Annotated in this window: 13 protein-coding genes; 5 read left to right on the forward strand and 8 right to left on the reverse strand. The window is 71.7% G+C overall.

Annotated features, from left to right (window positions below; genetic code table 11):
* The first annotated feature begins 308 nt into the window (after positions 1-308).
* Positions 309-1,769 (forward strand): SLC13 family permease, encoded by a 1,461-nt coding sequence (locus ACSU1G_RS21430; protein WP_439282049.1) that lies wholly within the window; start codon positions 309-311, stop codon positions 1,767-1,769.
* Positions 1,770-1,805: 36 nt separating this feature from the next.
* On the opposite strand, the gene ACSU1G_RS21435 is transcribed toward ACSU1G_RS21430, so the two are convergent.
* The 6 genes from ACSU1G_RS21435 to ACSU1G_RS21460 form a co-directional block, all read right to left on the reverse strand.
* A complete protein-coding gene (locus ACSU1G_RS21435; RefSeq protein ID WP_439282050.1) occupies positions 1,806-2,534 on the reverse strand; it encodes a response regulator in 729 nt (242 codons plus the stop codon).
* 21 nt (positions 2,535-2,555) lie between these two features.
* Positions 2,556-3,830 carry a sensor histidine kinase gene (locus tag ACSU1G_RS21440; protein ID WP_439282051.1) on the reverse strand — a complete coding sequence of 425 codons (1,275 nt, stop codon included), beginning with the start codon at positions 3,828-3,830 and terminating at the stop codon, positions 2,556-2,558.
* A complete protein-coding gene (locus ACSU1G_RS21445; protein WP_439282052.1) occupies positions 3,827-4,933 on the reverse strand; it encodes an NAD(P)H-dependent flavin oxidoreductase in 1,107 nt (368 codons plus the stop codon). The genes ACSU1G_RS21440 and ACSU1G_RS21445 overlap by 4 nt, the downstream gene beginning before the upstream one ends.
* Positions 4,934-5,016: 83 nt before the next feature.
* Complete coding sequence (locus ACSU1G_RS21450; RefSeq protein ID WP_439282053.1) at positions 5,017-5,268, reverse strand: hypothetical protein; 252 nt, start codon at positions 5,266-5,268, stop codon at positions 5,017-5,019.
* A 182-nt stretch (positions 5,269-5,450) separates the two neighbouring features.
* Positions 5,451-8,861 (reverse strand): HAD-IA family hydrolase, encoded by a 3,411-nt coding sequence (locus ACSU1G_RS21455; RefSeq protein ID WP_439282054.1) that lies wholly within the window; start codon positions 8,859-8,861, stop codon positions 5,451-5,453.
* 170 nt (positions 8,862-9,031) lie between these two features.
* The gene (locus ACSU1G_RS21460) at positions 9,032-10,246 is read right to left on the reverse strand and encodes a methyltransferase domain-containing protein (protein ID WP_439282055.1); all 1,215 of its coding nucleotides are present in this window, start codon (positions 10,244-10,246) and stop codon (positions 9,032-9,034) included.
* A gap of 258 nt (positions 10,247-10,504) precedes the next feature.
* Between ACSU1G_RS21460 and ACSU1G_RS21465 the strand changes: the two genes are divergently transcribed.
* Positions 10,505-11,197 carry a fasciclin domain-containing protein gene (locus tag ACSU1G_RS21465; RefSeq protein WP_439282056.1) on the forward strand — a complete coding sequence of 231 codons (693 nt, stop codon included), beginning with the start codon at positions 10,505-10,507 and terminating at the stop codon, positions 11,195-11,197.
* Between the two features lie 101 nt (positions 11,198-11,298).
* Entirely contained in the window at positions 11,299-12,906 is a 1,608-nt protein-coding gene (locus ACSU1G_RS21470; protein WP_439282057.1) for a molybdopterin-dependent oxidoreductase, read from the forward strand.
* A 29-nt stretch (positions 12,907-12,935) separates the two neighbouring features.
* Here the strand turns inward: ACSU1G_RS21470 and ACSU1G_RS21475 are convergent, their stop codons facing one another.
* Positions 12,936-13,544, reverse strand: coding sequence for a HEAT repeat domain-containing protein (locus tag ACSU1G_RS21475; RefSeq protein ID WP_439282058.1), 609 nt, complete (start codon positions 13,542-13,544; stop codon positions 12,936-12,938).
* On the reverse strand, positions 13,544-14,647 hold the full coding sequence (locus ACSU1G_RS21480) for an acyl-CoA thioesterase (RefSeq protein WP_439282059.1): 1,104 nt from the start codon (positions 14,645-14,647) through the stop codon (positions 13,544-13,546). The genes ACSU1G_RS21475 and ACSU1G_RS21480 overlap by 1 nt, the downstream gene beginning before the upstream one ends.
* Before the next feature lie 129 nt (positions 14,648-14,776).
* Here ACSU1G_RS21480 and ACSU1G_RS21485 point away from each other — a divergent pair, with 129 nt between their 5' ends.
* Both ACSU1G_RS21485 and ACSU1G_RS21490 read left to right on the forward strand, forming a co-directional pair.
* A complete protein-coding gene (locus ACSU1G_RS21485; RefSeq protein WP_439282060.1) occupies positions 14,777-15,727 on the forward strand; it encodes an acyl-CoA thioesterase in 951 nt (316 codons plus the stop codon).
* A 121-nt stretch (positions 15,728-15,848) separates the two neighbouring features.
* Complete coding sequence (locus ACSU1G_RS21490) at positions 15,849-16,763, forward strand: hydrolase (RefSeq protein WP_439282061.1); 915 nt, start codon at positions 15,849-15,851, stop codon at positions 16,761-16,763.

Here is a 16,763-nt window from a genome sequence, read left to right on the forward strand (position 1 = left end):
GGATACGTGGCCGCCGCGGATCCACCGACGGGCCTGTTCCGTGGCCGTTCAGGGTCATCCTCCGGGATGACTCGGGGTCATCCCGGAGCCTCCGGCAACTGAGTAGCAAGGAGTGGCCCCGCCCGGGTGATTCCAGGGCCAATCCGTGGGACTCAGTTCGTGCGGGTCGGCTGGTCGCGGCGTCCGGCGTCACCACCGCAGACCGGTCCGACTGAGGCGGGGGTAGCATTCGCTGGGGCGGCGCCGGGACCGGCGGCCGCCACATCACATCATCTCGGTGAAGGGGGAGGCCGTCAGTGGATGTCCTCATGGCGGCACTGCCCATTGCGTTGACGCTCGGCCTGCTGCCGACCAGACTCCCCGCCTGGGTGGCCCCCGGCGCGGGCCTGGCGGCCGCCCTCCTGATCGCCGTGACCTGGTTCGGTGCGCCGTGGGTGGCCCTCGGCGAGACTTTCGGCGGCGGCGCCTGGACCGTGGTGGAGGTCCTGGCGATCATCGGCGGCGGGGTGCTGCTCTCCCGGGTCATGGACCGCACCGGCGCGCAGCAGCGGATCGCCATCTGGCTCTCGGCCGGCGGCGGCCCCACCGTGGCCTCAGCCCTGCTCATGGTCACCGGCGTGGTGCCCTTCATGGAATCCGTCACGGGCTTCGGCGTCTCCGTCATCATCGCCATCCCGCTGCTGCGGGCCCTCGGCTTCACGCCCCTGCGCGCCGCGCTGCTGGCCCTGTTGGGCCTGACGGTGGCGCCCTGGGGGTCCATGGCCCCGGGAACCCTGCTCGGCTCCGAGATCGCCGGGGTCTCGCTGATGGACATGGGCCTGGCCTCCGGTGTCTTCAACGTCCTGCCCTTCGTGGCCGGCGGCGCGCTCGCCGCCATGGTGGCCGGCCGCGGCTCCCACGAGGTGGGGGCCTTCCGCGGGGAGGCCGACGCCAAGGCCTATGCCACGTGGGCGGCCATGGGATTCGCCGCCGGGCTGGTGCAGAGCACGCTGGTTATGCTGAGCAACCTGCTGCTCGGCACCGCCGTGGCGGGCGCGGTGGGCTCCCTGCTGATGTCCGCCGGCTGGGCCCTGGTCATCAGCCGCGGCCGGCTCCAGCCCACCCCCTGGCGCTCCCTCGCCCCCTACCTGATCCTGCTGGTGGGGACGATCGCCGGCCAGGTCCTCGAACGGACGTTGTTGCCGAACGCTCTCGGCGCTGTGCTGGGCTCCCCGGCCCTGTGGTCCATCACCGGCGCCGTGGCCGGTATCTGGATCCTCAGGATGGAGAGTCACCACCGGTGGATGCTGCCGCGGGAGACGGGGCGGGTGTGGCTGGGCGCCGCCGTCCCAACCGGCCTCTACCTGCTCCTCGGCTACGCCGTCTCCGGGGGCGGCCTGGCGGAGAGCCTGGCCACCGCGCTGACCACGTTGGGCGGCGGATACCTGTTCCTGGTTCCGTGGATCGGCGGGCTCGGCGGCTACATCACCGCGTCCAACACGGGGGCGAACGCGATGTTCGGCGGCACCCAGACCGCCGCCGCCCATGCCCTCGGTGTGGACCCCCTGTGGGTGATGGCCTCGCAGAACTCGGCCGCGGGCCTGGGTTGCCTTACCAGCCCCGCCCGTATTGAGCTGGCCTACCGGCTGGCCAGCCAGGAGGACCACGCGGACCATCCCGGCCCGCGCGTGACCCGCGGCAACCTGCTGCGTGTCACCCTGCCGTTCTTCCTGGTGTGCCTGGTGATCTGGGCCTTCGCCGGACTGCTGTTCCTGCCGACCACCGGGTAGGTCCGGAGAGTGGGGCCCCGGCGTGACGGCGGCGGCCTACGGCTGGGCGATTCCGGTCCGGTAGGCCGTCACCACGGCCTGCACGCGGTCCCGGGCGCCGAGCTTGGCCAGCACGCGGCCCACGTGGGTCTTCACGGTGGCCTCGGAGAGGAAGAGACCTGCGGCGATCTCCTGGTTGGAGTCCCCGCGCGCCATCAGCCCGAGCACCTCGCGTTCGCGCGGCGTCAGGGAGTCCACGGCCGCCGACTCCCGCTGCCACCGCTGGTCCGCCGCGTTCTCCCGCCGCAGGGTTGGGGCCATGTGGTCCAGCAGCCGGCGCGTGGTGGACGGGGCGATCACCGCGTCCCCCCGGTGGACGGTGCGGATCGCGGCCAGCAGCTCCTCCGGCGGCGCGTCCTTGAGCAGGAACCCCGAGGCGCCCGCCTCGATCGCCTCCAGCGCGTACTCGTCCAGGTCGAAGGTCGTCAGGACCACCACGCGCGGGCCCACCGCGGCAGGCGCGGGGCCGGCGTCGTGCTCCTCGGGAAGCAGCGCCCGGGTGGCGGCGATGCCGTCCATCTCGGGCATGCGGATGTCCATCAGGACCACATCCGCACCGCGCACGGCGGGGGAGGCCACGGCGTCGCGGCCATTGGAGGCCTCCGCCACGACCGTCAGGTCCGGCTGTGAGTTGACGAGCATCGCCAGGCCCGAGCGGACCAGCTGCTGGTCGTCCACGAGGGCCACTCGGATGGGGTCCTGCTGGTGATTCACGGTCTCTGTCACGCTTCCATCATCTCCTGTGACTCAGATCTCCTGGTACGGCACCGTCGCGTGCACGGCGAAACCGCCGCCCTGCCGCGGGCCGGCCGCCACGGTGCCGCCGAAGAGCCCGATCCGCTCCCGCAGTCCCACCAGTCCCTGCTGCGAGCCCTGGGTGGACGGGGAGGCTGCCGCGCCGCGGCCGTTGTCCTGGACCTCGATGACCAGCCCCTGGCCCGTCCAGCGCAACCGCACGGTGGCGGCCGCGTGAGTGCCGCCGTGTCGGACGGTGTTCGTCAGTGCCTCCTGCACGGCGCGGTAGGCCGCGAGCTCCCCACCGGCGGGCAGGGCGCGTCGGGCGGTGCCCTCCACCGTGAAGTCCACCGTCAGGCCCGTCAGGCGGATGGTCTCCACGAGGGCCTCGAGGTCCCCCAAACCCGGCTGCGGATGGAACTCGGTGGCCTCGGGCCCGCGCAGCACCCCCAGCAGCCGGCGCATCTCCCCGAGGGCCTTGCGCCCCGTCTCCGAGATGGTGCCGAGGGTGTCCACCGCCACCCGCGGGTCCTGGGCGCCGGCGTACCGGCCGCCGTCCGCCTGTGTGATGACCACCTGCAGGGAGTGGGCCACGATGTCATGCATCTCCCGGGCGATGTGGTTGCGCTCGTCCGCCGCTGCCAGTTCCCGCTCCTGGGCGGCCTCCACCTCGAGCTGCCGGGCGCGGTCGCGCAATTGCTCCATGGCGAGTCGGCGGGTGCGGGCGAGGTCACCGAAGGCCCAGGCCGCGAGCACGATCGCCGCAGCCCCCACGGCGAAGGATACGGCGATCACGGCCTGCTGGGCGGGATCGCCATACATCGACATGTTGTTGGAGATCAGATCCGCACCCGGATCCAGGAAGGAGGGTGGGGCGTAGGCGATCTTCGCTCCGTTGAGCACGGCACCCGCCAGGGCCGTGCCGATGCCCGCCAGGGACGCCCAACGGGGGGCGTTGACGGCGAGGTTGTGGACCATCATGGGCACGGCGACCACCGAGGGCAACAGCTCCGGACCGAGCAGCAGCTGCAGCACGCAGAAGAACGCGGTGATCCCCGCCGCGAGCACGGGCCTCCACCGCCGAATGGCCCACGGGGCGAGCTGGCCCACGGAGATGAAGAAGGCCAGCAGCATCCAGGGCAGGCCGTCCACGTCCGGGACGGAGATCGGCGCGGCGGCCCCGATGGACAGGGTGGAGAAGGTCAGCACCAGCAGGCACGCCACCAGCACGTCCGTGATGACCGGGTGGGTGCGGAACCAGGAGTCGACGCGGCGCAGGGGATTCACGGGGTCAGGGCCTCCAGGATCTCCTCCGCCGGGGCGGTGCGGGTGCGCGCGGCCCCGACACCGGCCCACAGGCTGACGGATTCCGCATCACCGATCGCGGTGGCGGCGGCGCGCAGCGGCTGGGTGAGGTCGTTGACCTCCGGGTAGGCGGCCGGGGCGTCGGCGTGCTCGCGCATGAACCGGTTCTCCAGCCCGCGGGCCCAGCGCCCGGAGTAGGCGCGGGTCAGCGCGGTGCGGGCGGAGCCGTCGTCGTGGGTGAAGCGGGTGCCGGCGGCGGCCTGCTCCAGGGCCGCACGCTGCAGGGCGGAGGTGCCGGCCTGATCGGCCAGCAGGAAGGCTGTCCCGCACTGGGCCGCGGTGGCCCCCGCGGAGAGCACGGCGCGCACCGACTCCGCGTCCATGATCCCGCCGGCGGCGAACAGCGGAACCGAGGGCCCGACGGCGGCCCGCACCTCCGCCACCAGGTCCACCAGGGCGGTGGTCCCGGGATCCGCCGCGGGATCATGCACCGAGCGGTGACCGCCGGCCTCGGGGCCTTGCACGCAGAGCAGATCGGCCCCGTGCTCCAGGGCCCGGGTGGCCTCGGAGACCGTGGTGACGGTGACCCCCAGGGCGGAGCCGGAGGCGTGCAGTCGTTCGAAGATCTCCGGGGCGGGCAGCCCGAAGGTGAAGGTCACCAGGGACCAGCGGCCGGCTTCGGCGGCGTCCAGCTTGGCGTCCCAGCCGTCGGTGGCGTCCGGGTCCAGGGCGTCCGCGGCCGGCAGAACGGCGGGGTCCAGGGTGAGGCGCGACGCCTCGGCGAGCAGGCTGGAACGGTACGCGGCCACCTCGGCCGCGCGCCGTCGTCGTGCTGGGGATCCGGGCGCTGTGCGCTCCGCGGGGATGGCGGTGTTGGCCGGCTCGGGGACGAAGAGGTTCACGCCGAAGGGCGCCGTGATGGCCTGCCGGACCGAGTCCACGTCCTGGGCCAGTTTCTCCACCGGCCGCATACCGCCGGCCAGGAATCCGATCCCGCCGACGGCGGACACGGCCGCCGCCAACTGCCACGTGGAGGGGCCGCCGGCCATGGGCGCGGCGACCACGGGCACGGCGGGTACTGGCACGGCGGCCACTGGTACAGCGGGGGCCGCGGAGGAAGCCGGAGACGACTGAGACGACTGAGACGACGGGGGCATCGAAGAAGTCCTCATGGGTGGATTCTGGCACGCCGCACGATCGCCAGGGTGGCGGCGGCGACCGCCAGGCCCACGGCCACCATGATGACCAGGCGGGTGCTCTCTCCCAGGGTCGTCAGAAGGCCGAGTCCGCCCCCGACCGCGACGAGGGTGATCAGCAGGGCCAACAGTGCGGGGGCGTGGTCGGGCAGCTCGGTGCTGGACTCCGGCGGGGCGGAGGTGGAGGTGGCGGCTGCGGGGGCATAGGCGGGTGCGTGGCTCATGCTCTCTACCGTGCCCGCTTCAGGGGGTGTCCCAGAAGCCACTGCAGGGTGAACCTGCCGGCCAGCGTGTACGACTCCAGGATGACCCCGCCTTCAGGATGACCCCACCCCTCACCTTCAGTCGAGTTGGCGTGGGTGTATTGCCGAGACACCCACTCCAACTCGACACAAAATGCAGGAGGTCAGAGGATGCCGAGCATGCCGGCCTCGGGGGAGACGCAGGCCATGGGGTCCACCGAGGCCGTCAGCGCCGGGTTCCGGTTCAGCAGCGGCACGGTCCACTTCTCGCCGGGGTGCATGGTCTTCTCCCGCCCCTCCACGTTGAGGTGGATGGGCAGGGCGGAGCCCTCGAGCAGCTGCAGGGTGATGCAGTACTGGGTGATGCGCACGCTCAGCGGCTGGCGGCGGAACCGGATGGTGAACTGCACACCGGGCACCTCCAGGGGCAGCAGGGGGTGCAGCCACAGGGTGTCCGAGCGGGTCTCCACCCCGGCATAACAGCGGATGACCATGTCCACGGTGCCGGCCATGGCCCCCAGGTGGATGCCCTCCCGCGTGGTGCCGCCCTGGGTGTCCGAGAGGTCCGCCTCCAGGGCCTCCTGGAACAGCTCCCAGGAGCTCGAGCGGTCGGTCCGGGCCGCCACCCAGCCGTGGACCAGGCGGGACAGGGTGGAGCCGTGGGAGGTACGGGCCAGGTAGTAGTCCACCGTGGCCGTGAAGTCCTCGGAGGTGAAGTGGTAGCCCATCCGGTTCAGGATGCCCTGGAGCTCCTCGGAGGAGAACAGGTAGGCGAGCATCAGCACGTCCGCCTGCTTGGAGAGCTTGTAGCGGTTCGTGCTGTCACCCTCGGCCTGCAGGATCAGGTCCAGCCGGCCGATGTTCCCGTACCGGTTCCGGTAGGCGGCCCAGTCGAACTCCTCCAGGTCCTCGTAGCCATCGAACTGGCTCATCACGCCACCGTCCTGGAACGGCACACGCAGCTTGAGGCCCATGTCCGCCCACAGTGCCAGCTCGTCCTCGAAGACGTCCAGCCACTCGGTCAGCGGATCGTCCAGCCCGTCGAGCCACTGCACCAGCCGCACCGTCTCGGACAGCACCCAGGACAGCAGCACGTTGGTGTAGGCGTTGTTCCGCAGCCCGGATCCCGGGGTGTCCGGGTAGCCGTCGTGGTACTCATCCGGCCCCATCACGCCATGGAGCTCATACCGGCCCCGCTCCGGGTTGTAGTGCGCCATCGAGACGAAGAATCGGCAGATCTCCACGAGCATCTCGGCGCCGTAGTCCGAGACGAAGGTCTCGTCCTGGGTGGCCTCCACATAACGCAGCACCGAGTACGCCACGGCCAGGGAGACGTGCCGCTGGTGGTGGGAGTTGTCCGGCATCCATTCTCCGGAGCGCTCGTTCCACAGCTCGGTGGGCGTCTCCTCGCGGCCGTCGGAGCCGGACTGCCACGGGAACATGGCCCCGCGGTACCCTTCGGCGCGGGCGTTGGCCTGGGCCTCTCCGAGCCGACGGTAGCGGTACATCAGCAGGCCGCGCGTCAGATCTGGCCGGCGCAGGGTCAGCATGGGGTAGATGAAGATCTCGTCCCAGAAGATGTGGCCCCGGTAGCCCTCGCCGTGCAGGCCACGGGCGCCCAGCCCCGCGTCGAGGTCGCTGCGGGAGCCGAAGGAGGTCTGCAGCACGTGGAAGGTGTGCAGGTTCAGGGCCAGCTGGTGGCGCTGGGTGGTACCCGACCGCATCAGGACCTCCGTGGCCTCGAACCGGGTGGCCGGCGGCAACAGGTGGCCCTGCTGCTCGGGTGCGGGATCCAGCCGTACCGCGAAGCGGGACCAGTTCACCCCCCACATCTCCTCGTGGTAGGTCAGCAGCTGACGGAAGGAGCCGGTCCGTTCGATCCGCTTGGCCGCGTTGTGCCACACCGTGGAGATCGCGTGGTCGTGCGTGTTGGCCACCGCCGCGATCTTGTCGAACATCACCGGCACTCCCTCGGCCAGCTCGATCTCGATATCATGTCCGGCCACGAGGGGGCCCAGCTCCACCGGCGTGCGGACCGGTTCGGGCGCATCGGCGGGGTATTGGAAGCGGGTCCGGGCCGCCGTGGCCACGTGGACGCCGGACTGGCTGGTCACCGTCTCCAACAGCACGGTCTCACCGTCCAGTTCACGGGACTCAACCGGCTCCCAGTGGTCGGCGGAGAGCTCACGGTCATCCGCGACGTTCTGGTTGGCCACGCGACCGTCGATCATGGAGCGCACCGTGGCGGTGCCGGACCAGTCCTCGGCCACCACCGTCAGCTCCATGGCGGCCAGGTGGTGGCCCGCGAAGGACTGGAATTGGCGGGTGCTGACACGGGTGGTCCGCCCCTGGTCATCGCGGAACCGCATGGTGCGGGACAGCAGTCCGCGGCGCAGATCGAGCTCCTGGCGGTAGGAGACCATGTTCGGGTTGTGCGGGAGCAACTCCTCGCCACCGGCCAGGGTGACCCGCAGGAACGTCCAGTCCGGTGCGTTGACCATGTGCTCGGTCTCCACCGTCTTGCCCTGCACCGTGGACTGCAGCCGGTTGAAGACACCCGCCAGGTAGGTGCCGGGGTAGTGGGTGGTCCCGGCTGTGGTGCCGGGCACGGATCCGCGGGTGCCCCAGTAGCCGTTGGCCAGTGTGCACAGGGCCTCCCGGGTCCCCTCCTCGGCCGGGTCGAAGTGATCGTAGGCCAGGACCCAGTTCGGGTCGAAGGGCCGGGTGGTGCGCTGGCCCAGGTGCAGGGTGGAGATGTCCTCGACCACCACGTCCGCCCCGGCGTCCTTGAGTCGCTGCGGATCGAGGGCCCGGTCCACGCCGACCACCAGGCCGAAGCCGCCGTCGCGGGCGGCCTGCACGCCGGAGGCCGCATCCTCGAGGACGATCGCGTCCACCGGCTCCACCCCCAGCTGCTGGGCGGCGAGCCGGAACATCGCCGGATCCGGCTTGCCCGGCAGGCCGCGCTCCAGGGCGGTGTTGCCGTCCACCACCACGTCGAACATCCGCTCCACGTGGCCCGCACCCAGCACGACCCCGGAGTTCCGGGAGGAGGTGACCAGCGCCGTCGGCACCGCGTCCTGCCGCAACTGGGTCAGCAGGGCGAGGGTCTCCGGGAACACGGTGACCCCGTCCCGGTGCAGGACCTCCTCGAAGAACCCCTGCTTGCGCTCCGCGAGACCCTGCACGGTCAGCGCCTCCACGAGTACGCCCGGCCTCTCCGGCCTCTCAGGCACCTCAAGCGCCTCGGGCGCCTCAGGCACCAGCAGTCCACGGGAGGCGAAGAACGAGCGCACCCCGTCCTCGCGGGGTTTGCCGTCCACGAACTCCAGGTAGTCCGCGCGTTCGTCGAAGGGCCGCAGGGCCCGGGGAGCTGCCGCCACGGTGGCCTCGTTCTGAGGCAGGGCGCCCACCGCCGACAGGCTCGAGTCGAAGAGGTCCTTCCAGGCCCGGGCGTGGACGCCCGCAGTGTCCGTCACCACGCCGTCCATGTCAAAGATCACCGCACGGAAATGACGCAGCGCGTGGCGTCGGGCGGGGCCCGAGAGCTCGATGGGACGGGTCAGTGGATGCATGAATCCAGCCTAGCCATCAGGGGCCCCGGCCCCAGAATCGGCGCTGAACGGTCCGGCGGCCCGCGTGAGCGGTCAGTTGAGTGGTCACTTGTTGTGGGGTGGGGGCGGCTGAAGGCGGCGACAACTGATCACCCACGGGAACTGACCACCCACGGTGAGGGGCGGGGGTCTCAGCGCCGCTCCAGCAGCATCAACACCTCGTAGTGCGCCGCCTGCGGGAACATGTCCAGCAGCCGCGCCCGCACCGGCCGGTACTCGGGCAGGTGCTCCAGGTCTCTGGCCAAGGTGGCCGCGTTGCAGCTGGAGTACAGCACGTGCCGGACCCCGGAGCCCTCCAGCCAGTCGGCCAGCTCCGCACCGATGCCCCGCCGGGGTGGATTGACCACGACGGCGTCCGGCACCTGATCGGGTGCCTCACCCAGGACCGTGGCATCCCCGACGGCGAAACGCACCCGGTCCGCCACGTCCAGTTCGCGGGCGGTCACCTGGGCGGCGGCGACGGCGTCCGGCGAGGTCTCCAGGCCCCACACCGAGCGCTCGGTGCCGGCGGACAGGGGGCCGACCGGGCCGGCGTCGTGCCCCCGGACCTGCGCGAGCTGGAAGCCGAAGCCGCCCACGCCGCAGTACAGGTCCCAGACGCTGGTGGCCTCCGTGGCATCGAGCCACTCGGAGGCCAGCGCGTAGAGGGCGGCGGCCAGAGCGCTGTTGGTCTGGAAGAAGCCCTGGGGGCGAAGGTTCAGGGGGATGCCGTTCAACGGCATCCGTAGGGTGGGCTCCCCGGCGAGGTGGATCTCCTGAGGACCTTCCAGCACTGCGCGGTGCTCTGGCAACAGATTCGCCGTGATGACCTGGGCGTTCGGCAGGAACCGCTGCAACGCGGGGACAGCGGCGCGCAGTGCCGGCAGCTGGTCCGTGGAGCGGAGGACGAAGCGGATCATCAGCCCGCCGGTGGGGGAGAGGGTCAGGATCACGTGTTTGAGCTCGCCCGTGCGGGTGCCCACGTCGTACGGGACCAGCCCGGAGGCGGTGATGACCTCCGCCACAGCCGGGAAGGCGGCGCCGAGGGCGGGCTCGTAGAGGCCGCAATCGCGCAGGTCCACCCCCGTGCCGTCGTGATGCTTGGGATGCTGGCGAGGATCGAGGATGCCGAGCCGGGGCGCCTCGGCGGTGCCGGTGACCACCATCTTGGCCTTGTTCCGGAAGCCGGACTCCGCGGAGGGGACCGGCTCGCCCCACAGCTCGCCGCCGTCCGGGGCGCGGGTGCCGGCCACCGGGTCCAGCAGGGCACGGACCCCGGCCTGTTTGGTGGCCAGTTGCTCGGCGTAGGGCACCCCCATCAGGGGGCAGGAGCGGCACTCGCCGGCGTCGAAATGGGGGCATTGCATGATCCCCCAAGGGTAGTGGTGCCGCATCCGGCTGGCGTGCGGATGGAGTGCGACGGGTGCGCGGCAGGTGCGCGGCCGGTGTCCCGGCGGGTGTCCCGGTGGGGTCCACGGGTCCCACGGGCGGGCCCGCCGAACTTTTTTTCACCGCGGACCCATCCGGGCCGGGGGTGGCTCCGAACACCCCACGACAGCCCGCCCGATGTGGTGGCGGGAAGGACCGGTGGACCGTCAGGGTCCATGCACTAAAAGGAGTAGGTCATGAAGACGACGATGCGAAACACCATGCTGGGCCTGGCCGCCGTTGCGGCTCTCGGGTTGACCGCCTGTGGCGGCCCCACGGAGGAACCGGCGGCCTCCGAGGACGCCTCGATGTCCTCCTCGCCCTCCATGTCAGAGTCCATGGAGGCTTCCGAGTCGGGCGCCCCCGGTGCCTCCGAGTCCATGATGGACCCGGCCGCCAACCTGGTGGGCCCGGGGTGCGGCGCCTACGCCGAGGAGGTTCCGGACGGAGCCGGCTCGGTGGAGGGCATGGCCATGGACCCGGTGGCCACTGCGGCCTCCAACAACCCGATGCTGACCACGCTCACCTCGGCCATCTCCGCTGAGCTGAACCCGGACGTGGACCTGGTTGACACCCTCAACGGGGACGAGTTCACCGTGTTCGCCCCCGTGGATGACGCCTTTGCCGCCATCCCCGAGGCGGATCTGAACGCCGTGGTGGAGGACGCCGACATGCTGTCCTCGGTACTGACCTACCATGTGGTGCCCGGCCAGCTGTCCCCGGACGAGATCGAGGGGATGCACACCACCGTCCAGGGCGAGGACCTCGAGGTGACCGGCAGCGGTGATGAGATGACCGTCAACGATGCCAACGTCATCTGCGGCGGCGTCCAGACCGCCAACGCGACCGTCTACCTGGTCGATTCCGTCCTGATGCCCGCCATGGACTGAACGGACTGAACGGACTGGACGTCACCGGCCGGCCCGGAACCGCGGTCGCGGGACCGGGCCGGCCCCTTGCCGTAGAGCCGAGGGAGAGAAGAATGAGTGCCATGACCGGGACCTCCGAACTGAGTCCATCCACCCGGTGGCCGTCCCGCCGGTGGCCCTTCGCCGCCTCCGGTGCCATCGCGGCAGCCCTGCTGTTCGGGGTGGCCGAGTTGATCTCCGTGCTGTTCTCCCCGGCCTCCTCACCGCTGGTGGCCGTGGGGGCCGCCTTCATCGACGTGACGCCGGCCTGGCTGAAGGACGTCGCCATCGACGTCTTCGGCACGGCCGACAAACTCGTGCTGTTGGTGTCCATGGGCGTGGTGGCTCTGGTGGTGGCGGCAGGGCTGGGGTTGCTGGCGCGCCGGAGGCTGGCCGTGGCCTCCGCACTGTGTGCGGCCATCGCCATCCTCCTGGGTGTGGCGGTGATGTCCCGGGCAGGAACCGGGGTGGCCGATCTGGTGCCGACCGTGGCTGGAGGGGTGGCGGGTGTGGCGGCCCTGAACGGGCTCGTGCGGCTGGCACACCGCAGTCTCCCGGGCGGCGACCCTGCGGCAGCCGCCTCGGAGCGCCCCGGGGAGGCGGCCGGACGGTCCGCACAGGGGCCGGCGCGGCGCACCTTCCTCGTGGCCGCGGGCCTGAGCACGGTGGTGGCCGCGGCGGCCCTGGCTGGTGGCCGCGCACTGTCCGCTGCGGGCAGCGCGGTGGAGGCCACCCGGGACGCCCTGAGGCTGCCGGGAGCGCGTCGGGCTGCGGCCGCGCTGCCCGACGGCGTGGGGGCCCCGGTGCCCGGGATGCCTCCCTTCGTCACCCCTAACGGCCAGTTCTACCGCATCGACACGGCCCTGTCCGTGCCCCGGATCGATCCCACCACCTGGGAGCTGCGGGTCCACGGCATGGTCGAGGAGGAGTTCACCCTGGGCTTCGCCGAGCTGATGGAGAAGGACCTGGAGGAGACCTGGCTGACGCTGACGTGCGTCTCGAACCCGGTGGGCGGCGAGCTGGCCGGGAACGCCAAGTGGCTGGGCTATCCGATCAGGGAGCTGCTCGCGCGGGCCCGGCCGCTGGCCGGTGCGGACATGGTGCTCTCCACCTCGGCCGACGGCTTCAGCGCCTCCACGCCGCTGGAGGTCCTGACCGATGACCGCGCAGCACTGCTCGCCGTGGGCATGAACGGGGAGCCGTTGCCGCTGGAGCACGGTTTTCCGGTGCGCATGGTGGTCCCCGGGCTGTACGGCTACGTCTCGGCCACCAAATGGGTGGTGGACCTGGAGCTCACCCGCTTCGCGGACCGAACCGCCTACTGGACCCAGCGCGGTTGGTCCGAGCGAGGGCCCATCAAACTGGCCTCGCGGATCGATGTGCCGCGGGGTTTCGAGACGGTACCGGCCGGCGGGGCCGTCCTCGGCGGCACGGCGTGGTCGCAGACGACCGGCATCGGGGCCGTCCAGGTGCAGGTGGACGAGGGGGAGTGGCAGGACGCCACCCTGGCGGCTGAGGCCACGGTGGACACCTGGCGCCAGTGGTCGTTCGAGTGGGCCGGCGAGCCGGGTGAGCACACGGCGAGGGTCCGCGCGGTCAACCGGGACGGTGAGGTCCAGACATCAGAGCGGGCCGACACCGTACCGAACGGGGCGAGCGGCTGGCACCAGGTCCGCTTCCGCGCCGAGTAGCACTCCGCCCCGGGGTCCAGTACTCCGGCTCAGTACTCCGGTTCGGCCCGCAGGTCCGGCCGGCCGTGCCGTTCGGCCAGTCGTTCCAGGGCCTCCTCGGCGGCCTCGGCCAGGACCGAGTCCGGATCCATGAGCAACCCCTGTAGGGCGGTGGCGGCGCGCTCGCCACCGACCTCCCCGAGCGCCAGGGCGGCCGCGCTGCGCACCCGGGGTTCGGGATCGCCCAGCAGTGACTCGACCGTCCCGGCGGCGTCCACCAGCTCCGGGGCCCCTTGGGCGGCCACGATGCGGCAGCACGCCTGCCGCACGGCCGGGCTCTCGTCCGTCAGGCCGGCCAGCACGGCCTGCGCGGCCCGGGGGTGCCAGTGATACCGGAGGACGCGGGCGCCGAGCCACCGGGACAGGTGCGGGTCCAGGGCGAGCTCCGGATCCAGGTGGGAGGCCTCCCCGCGGATCAGCGCGATGTCCGGATCCCCCGGATCCCCCGGCTGGGCGCGCCCGGTCAGCAGGCGCACGGCCCAGTCGGCCAGCTGCGGGCCACCCACCTGCCCGACGGCGGCCGTGAGCCGGGCGGCCTGCCCGCCTTCCGGTGCGGCCGGCAGCGAGACGTCCCAGTATCCGCGTTGACTGCGGTCCATCAGTGGTCCTCCTGTGTTTCGTGCGCTTCGTGTGCCGCGTGTGCCGCGTGTGCCGCGTGTGCCGCGTGTGTCTCGTGGTCGAGCAGGTGATTGGGCAGCCGGTTGCCCTGGGCCTGTCCCCGGATCCGCAGCAGGGTCCGGGCGTGCTGCCACAGCCGGCGGTCCTCGTCGCTGACGGGCTCCCACGCCGGCACCGGCACGGAGGTGCCTTCCCCGTCCCGGGCCACCATGACGGTGATGCAGTTCGTGGTCGGCTCCAGCCGGCCGCCCTTCGGATCCCCGGAGCGGACCTCCACGGCGATGTGCATGCCCTTGTGGCCCGTGTAGATCAGCCGCGCCTCGACCTCCACGAGGTCACCGATGTGCAGGGGGTGCAGGAAACGGATGCCCCCGGAGAAGACGGCCACGGTGTCCCGGCCGCAGTACCGCGAGGAGCAGAGGTAGGCGGCCGTGTCGATCCACTCCATGACGATCCCGCCGTGGACCTTACCGCCCCAGTTCACGTCCGTGGGGGCGGCGAGGAACCGCAGCAGCACCTTCTCGGCCGTTCCCGCCTCCGTGTAGTCCTGCCGGCGCAGCTCGGCCGCGATCTCGTCCCGGACCGGGATCCGCGACCTCGCGTAGTCACGGGCCAGCTCCTGCTCCAGGGTGCGCGGGACGAACTCGGGGACAGCGGTGGAGTGGCCCTCGCCATCCACGGCTACGAAGATCACCAGGCAGCGGGCCCGTTCGGTGAGGAGCCCCGACTTCGGATCACCCGAGCGGACGGTGGTGTTGATGTGCATGGAGGACCGGCCCGTGTAGAGCACGGTGGCGGTCACCTCCACCATCTCGCCGACCTGGACGGGGTGCTCGAAATGGATGTTGCCCACGTAGGCCGTGACGCAGTAGCTGCCGCTCCAGCCGGTCGCGGTGGCGAAGGCGGCCTTGTCCACCCACTCCAGCACCCGGCCGGCATCCACGGTGCCGGACTTGCCTCGATCAGTGGGGGCCGCGAGGAACCGCAGGGTGACCTCGTGCTGGCGGGCCACGGCCGTCTCCGGCCCCGCAGCGGCCGGCGACGGGCCGGGCGAGGGGGTGGCCGGCGTCGGGAAGTTCTCCATCCCACCATTGTGGCCGACCATCCCGGCGGCTGAGGGACGGCTGGGAGACAGCTGGTGTTTGACGAAGAGTTTCCACTTGGTGAGATTCTGATGGACGTGGCATCCATCACAGATGCTAATTTTGTTTACATGCCCACCCACAGCTCCATCGCCCTGCAATTCAGGGCCGAGTCCTATGACCACCCTGATGGAACCGTGGACGCTGGAACCGTCATGACCTGGATCGACAAGACGGCCTACGCCTCGGCCGCCTCCTGGTCCGGCACCAACGTGGTGTCCTCCTACGTGGGCAACATGTACTTCGCCCATCGCGTGCCCGTGGAGACCCGGGTGGTGGTCCAGGCCCGCGTGGTCCTGACGGGGCGGACCAGCGTGCACGTGCAGACCCGGGTGGTCCTGCCGGAGGTCAAGGACGCCCACGGCAAGGCCACCGTGAGCACGGAGTGCGTCATGATCTACGTGGCGGTGGACGCTGAGGGCAATTCGATCCCGGTGCGCCCCTGGGCGCCCGAGACGCCCGAGGAGGAGGAGCGGCAACGGCTCGCCCAGCTGCGCGGCTCCGTCCGCCGCGAGGTCGAGGAGTCGATGGTCGAGGCCCCGATGCCGGCCGCGGACCTGACCGGTGAGTCCGTGGTCCTGAGGTTCGTGGCGAACACCCGGGAGGTCTACCCGGGGGAGAAGGTCCAGGGCGGAGCGGTGATGCGGTGGATCGACGAGGCCGCCAACGTGTGCGCCTCCCGGTGGTCCGGTCAGCCCGTGGTGGCGGTCTTCGCCGGCGGCGTGCGCTTCTACCGGCCCGTGCGGGTGGGGAATCTGGTGGAGCTCGAGGCCCGACTGGTGCACACCAGCTCGCGGTCCATGCACCTCTCCGTCCGGGCCCGCGCCGGAGACCGCCGGGAGCGCGAGTCCGCCCTGATCGCCCACGGGCTGACCGTCATGGTCTCTACGGGCCCGGACGGCCGCGCCGCCCCGGTGCCCCAGTGGTCCGCCCGGACCGAACACGACCAGGACCTGGAACGGCGCGCCCTGGAGCTGGTGGGGATGCGCAACAAGGCCGCCCACGAATGGGCCGGCGGCTAGCACCGGCCGCGGGGTGCTGCGCCCCCGGACCCGGTGCCAGCGCCATGGCCAGAAGGTATCCCCTGCGCGTGCCGCGGGGATAGGGTCCACGCATGGACGCCGGATCCGTGAGGAGCGAACCATGACGAACCCGGGCCAGCCGGCCGCGCTGAGCGAACCTTCCGACCCCGAACTCTGGGACGGGCTCATCCTGTGTGCCACCTGCGGGGTGGAACAGGCGGCCGCCCACCCCGAGGGGCTGCCCGCCGTCTGCACGATCTGCGCGGACGACCGCCAGTGGATCCCCGCCGGCGGGCAACGCTGGACCACCGTGGGTGAGCTCCGCGACGCCGGGGCGGGCCTCGAGGTGGCCGAGCTGGAACCGGACCTCTGGGCGCTGCGGGTGCGGGCCGGCGTCGGAATCGGCCAGCACGCGAAGGTGGTGGTCACTCCGGCGGGCAACCTCATGGTGGACGTGCCCACGTACATCGATGCCGCCGCGGTCCAGCACGTCCGAGGACTCGGCCCGCTGGCGGGGATCATCGCCTCCCACCCGCACATGTACGGGGTCCAGTCGGCGTGGTCCGAGGCGCTGGCCGGCCCGGAGGGGCCCGTGCCGGTGTACGTCTCCGAGCCCGACGTCGGCTGGCTGGCCCGGCGGCCCGTTGCCGTCCACGTGTGGTCCGGTTCCCTCTCCCCGCTGGCTGGGCTTCCCGGGGTGAGCGCCTCCCAACCGGGTGGGCACTTCCCGGGCTCCGTGGTGGTGCACTGGCCCGGCCGGGACGGGGCCGGGGTGCTGCTCGCGGGGGACACCGTGGGGGTGGCCCGGGACCGGAGGTGGGCCACGTTCATGCGGTCCTTCCCGAACTACCTGCCGCTCTCCGGTGCCGTGGCCGAGCGGATCGCCGCCCACCTGGACCGGTACCGCTACGAGCGGCTCTATGACAACTTCTCCGGGGTCCTGGGTGTTCCCGGCGGCGGGGCCTCCAGGGTGGTGCGCCGCTCGGCCAGCCGGCACGCGGACTGGGCCGAGGGCCGGATGGACCACCTGACCTGA

The sequence above is a fragment of the Microbacterium sp. A93 genome (assembly GCF_051842835.1).

What these genes read in the sequence shown, in the direction of transcription:
- ACSU1G_RS21455 (WP_439282054.1), bottom strand. Translation starts at nt 8,861, where the DNA reads ATGCATCCACTGACCCGTCCCATCGAGCTCTCGGGCCCCGCCCGACGC.
- ACSU1G_RS21450 (WP_439282053.1), bottom strand. Translation starts at nt 5,268, where the DNA reads ATGAGCCACGCACCCGCCTATGCCCCCGCAGCCGCCACCTCCACCTCC.
- ACSU1G_RS21475 (WP_439282058.1), bottom strand. Translation starts at nt 13,544, where the DNA reads ATGGACCGCAGTCAACGCGGATACTGGGACGTCTCGCTGCCGGCCGCA.
- ACSU1G_RS21430 (WP_439282049.1), top strand. Translation starts at nt 309, where the DNA reads ATGGCGGCACTGCCCATTGCGTTGACGCTCGGCCTGCTGCCGACCAGA.
- ACSU1G_RS21485 (WP_439282060.1), top strand. Translation starts at nt 14,777, where the DNA reads ATGCCCACCCACAGCTCCATCGCCCTGCAATTCAGGGCCGAGTCCTAT.
- ACSU1G_RS21465 (WP_439282056.1), top strand. Translation starts at nt 10,505, where the DNA reads ATGAAGACGACGATGCGAAACACCATGCTGGGCCTGGCCGCCGTTGCG.
- ACSU1G_RS21490 (WP_439282061.1), top strand. Translation starts at nt 15,849, where the DNA reads ATGACGAACCCGGGCCAGCCGGCCGCGCTGAGCGAACCTTCCGACCCC.
- ACSU1G_RS21470 (WP_439282057.1), top strand. Translation starts at nt 11,299, where the DNA reads ATGACCGGGACCTCCGAACTGAGTCCATCCACCCGGTGGCCGTCCCGC.
- ACSU1G_RS21480 (WP_439282059.1), bottom strand. Translation starts at nt 14,647, where the DNA reads ATGGAGAACTTCCCGACGCCGGCCACCCCCTCGCCCGGCCCGTCGCCG.
- ACSU1G_RS21460 (WP_439282055.1), bottom strand. Translation starts at nt 10,246, where the DNA reads ATGCAATGCCCCCATTTCGACGCCGGCGAGTGCCGCTCCTGCCCCCTG.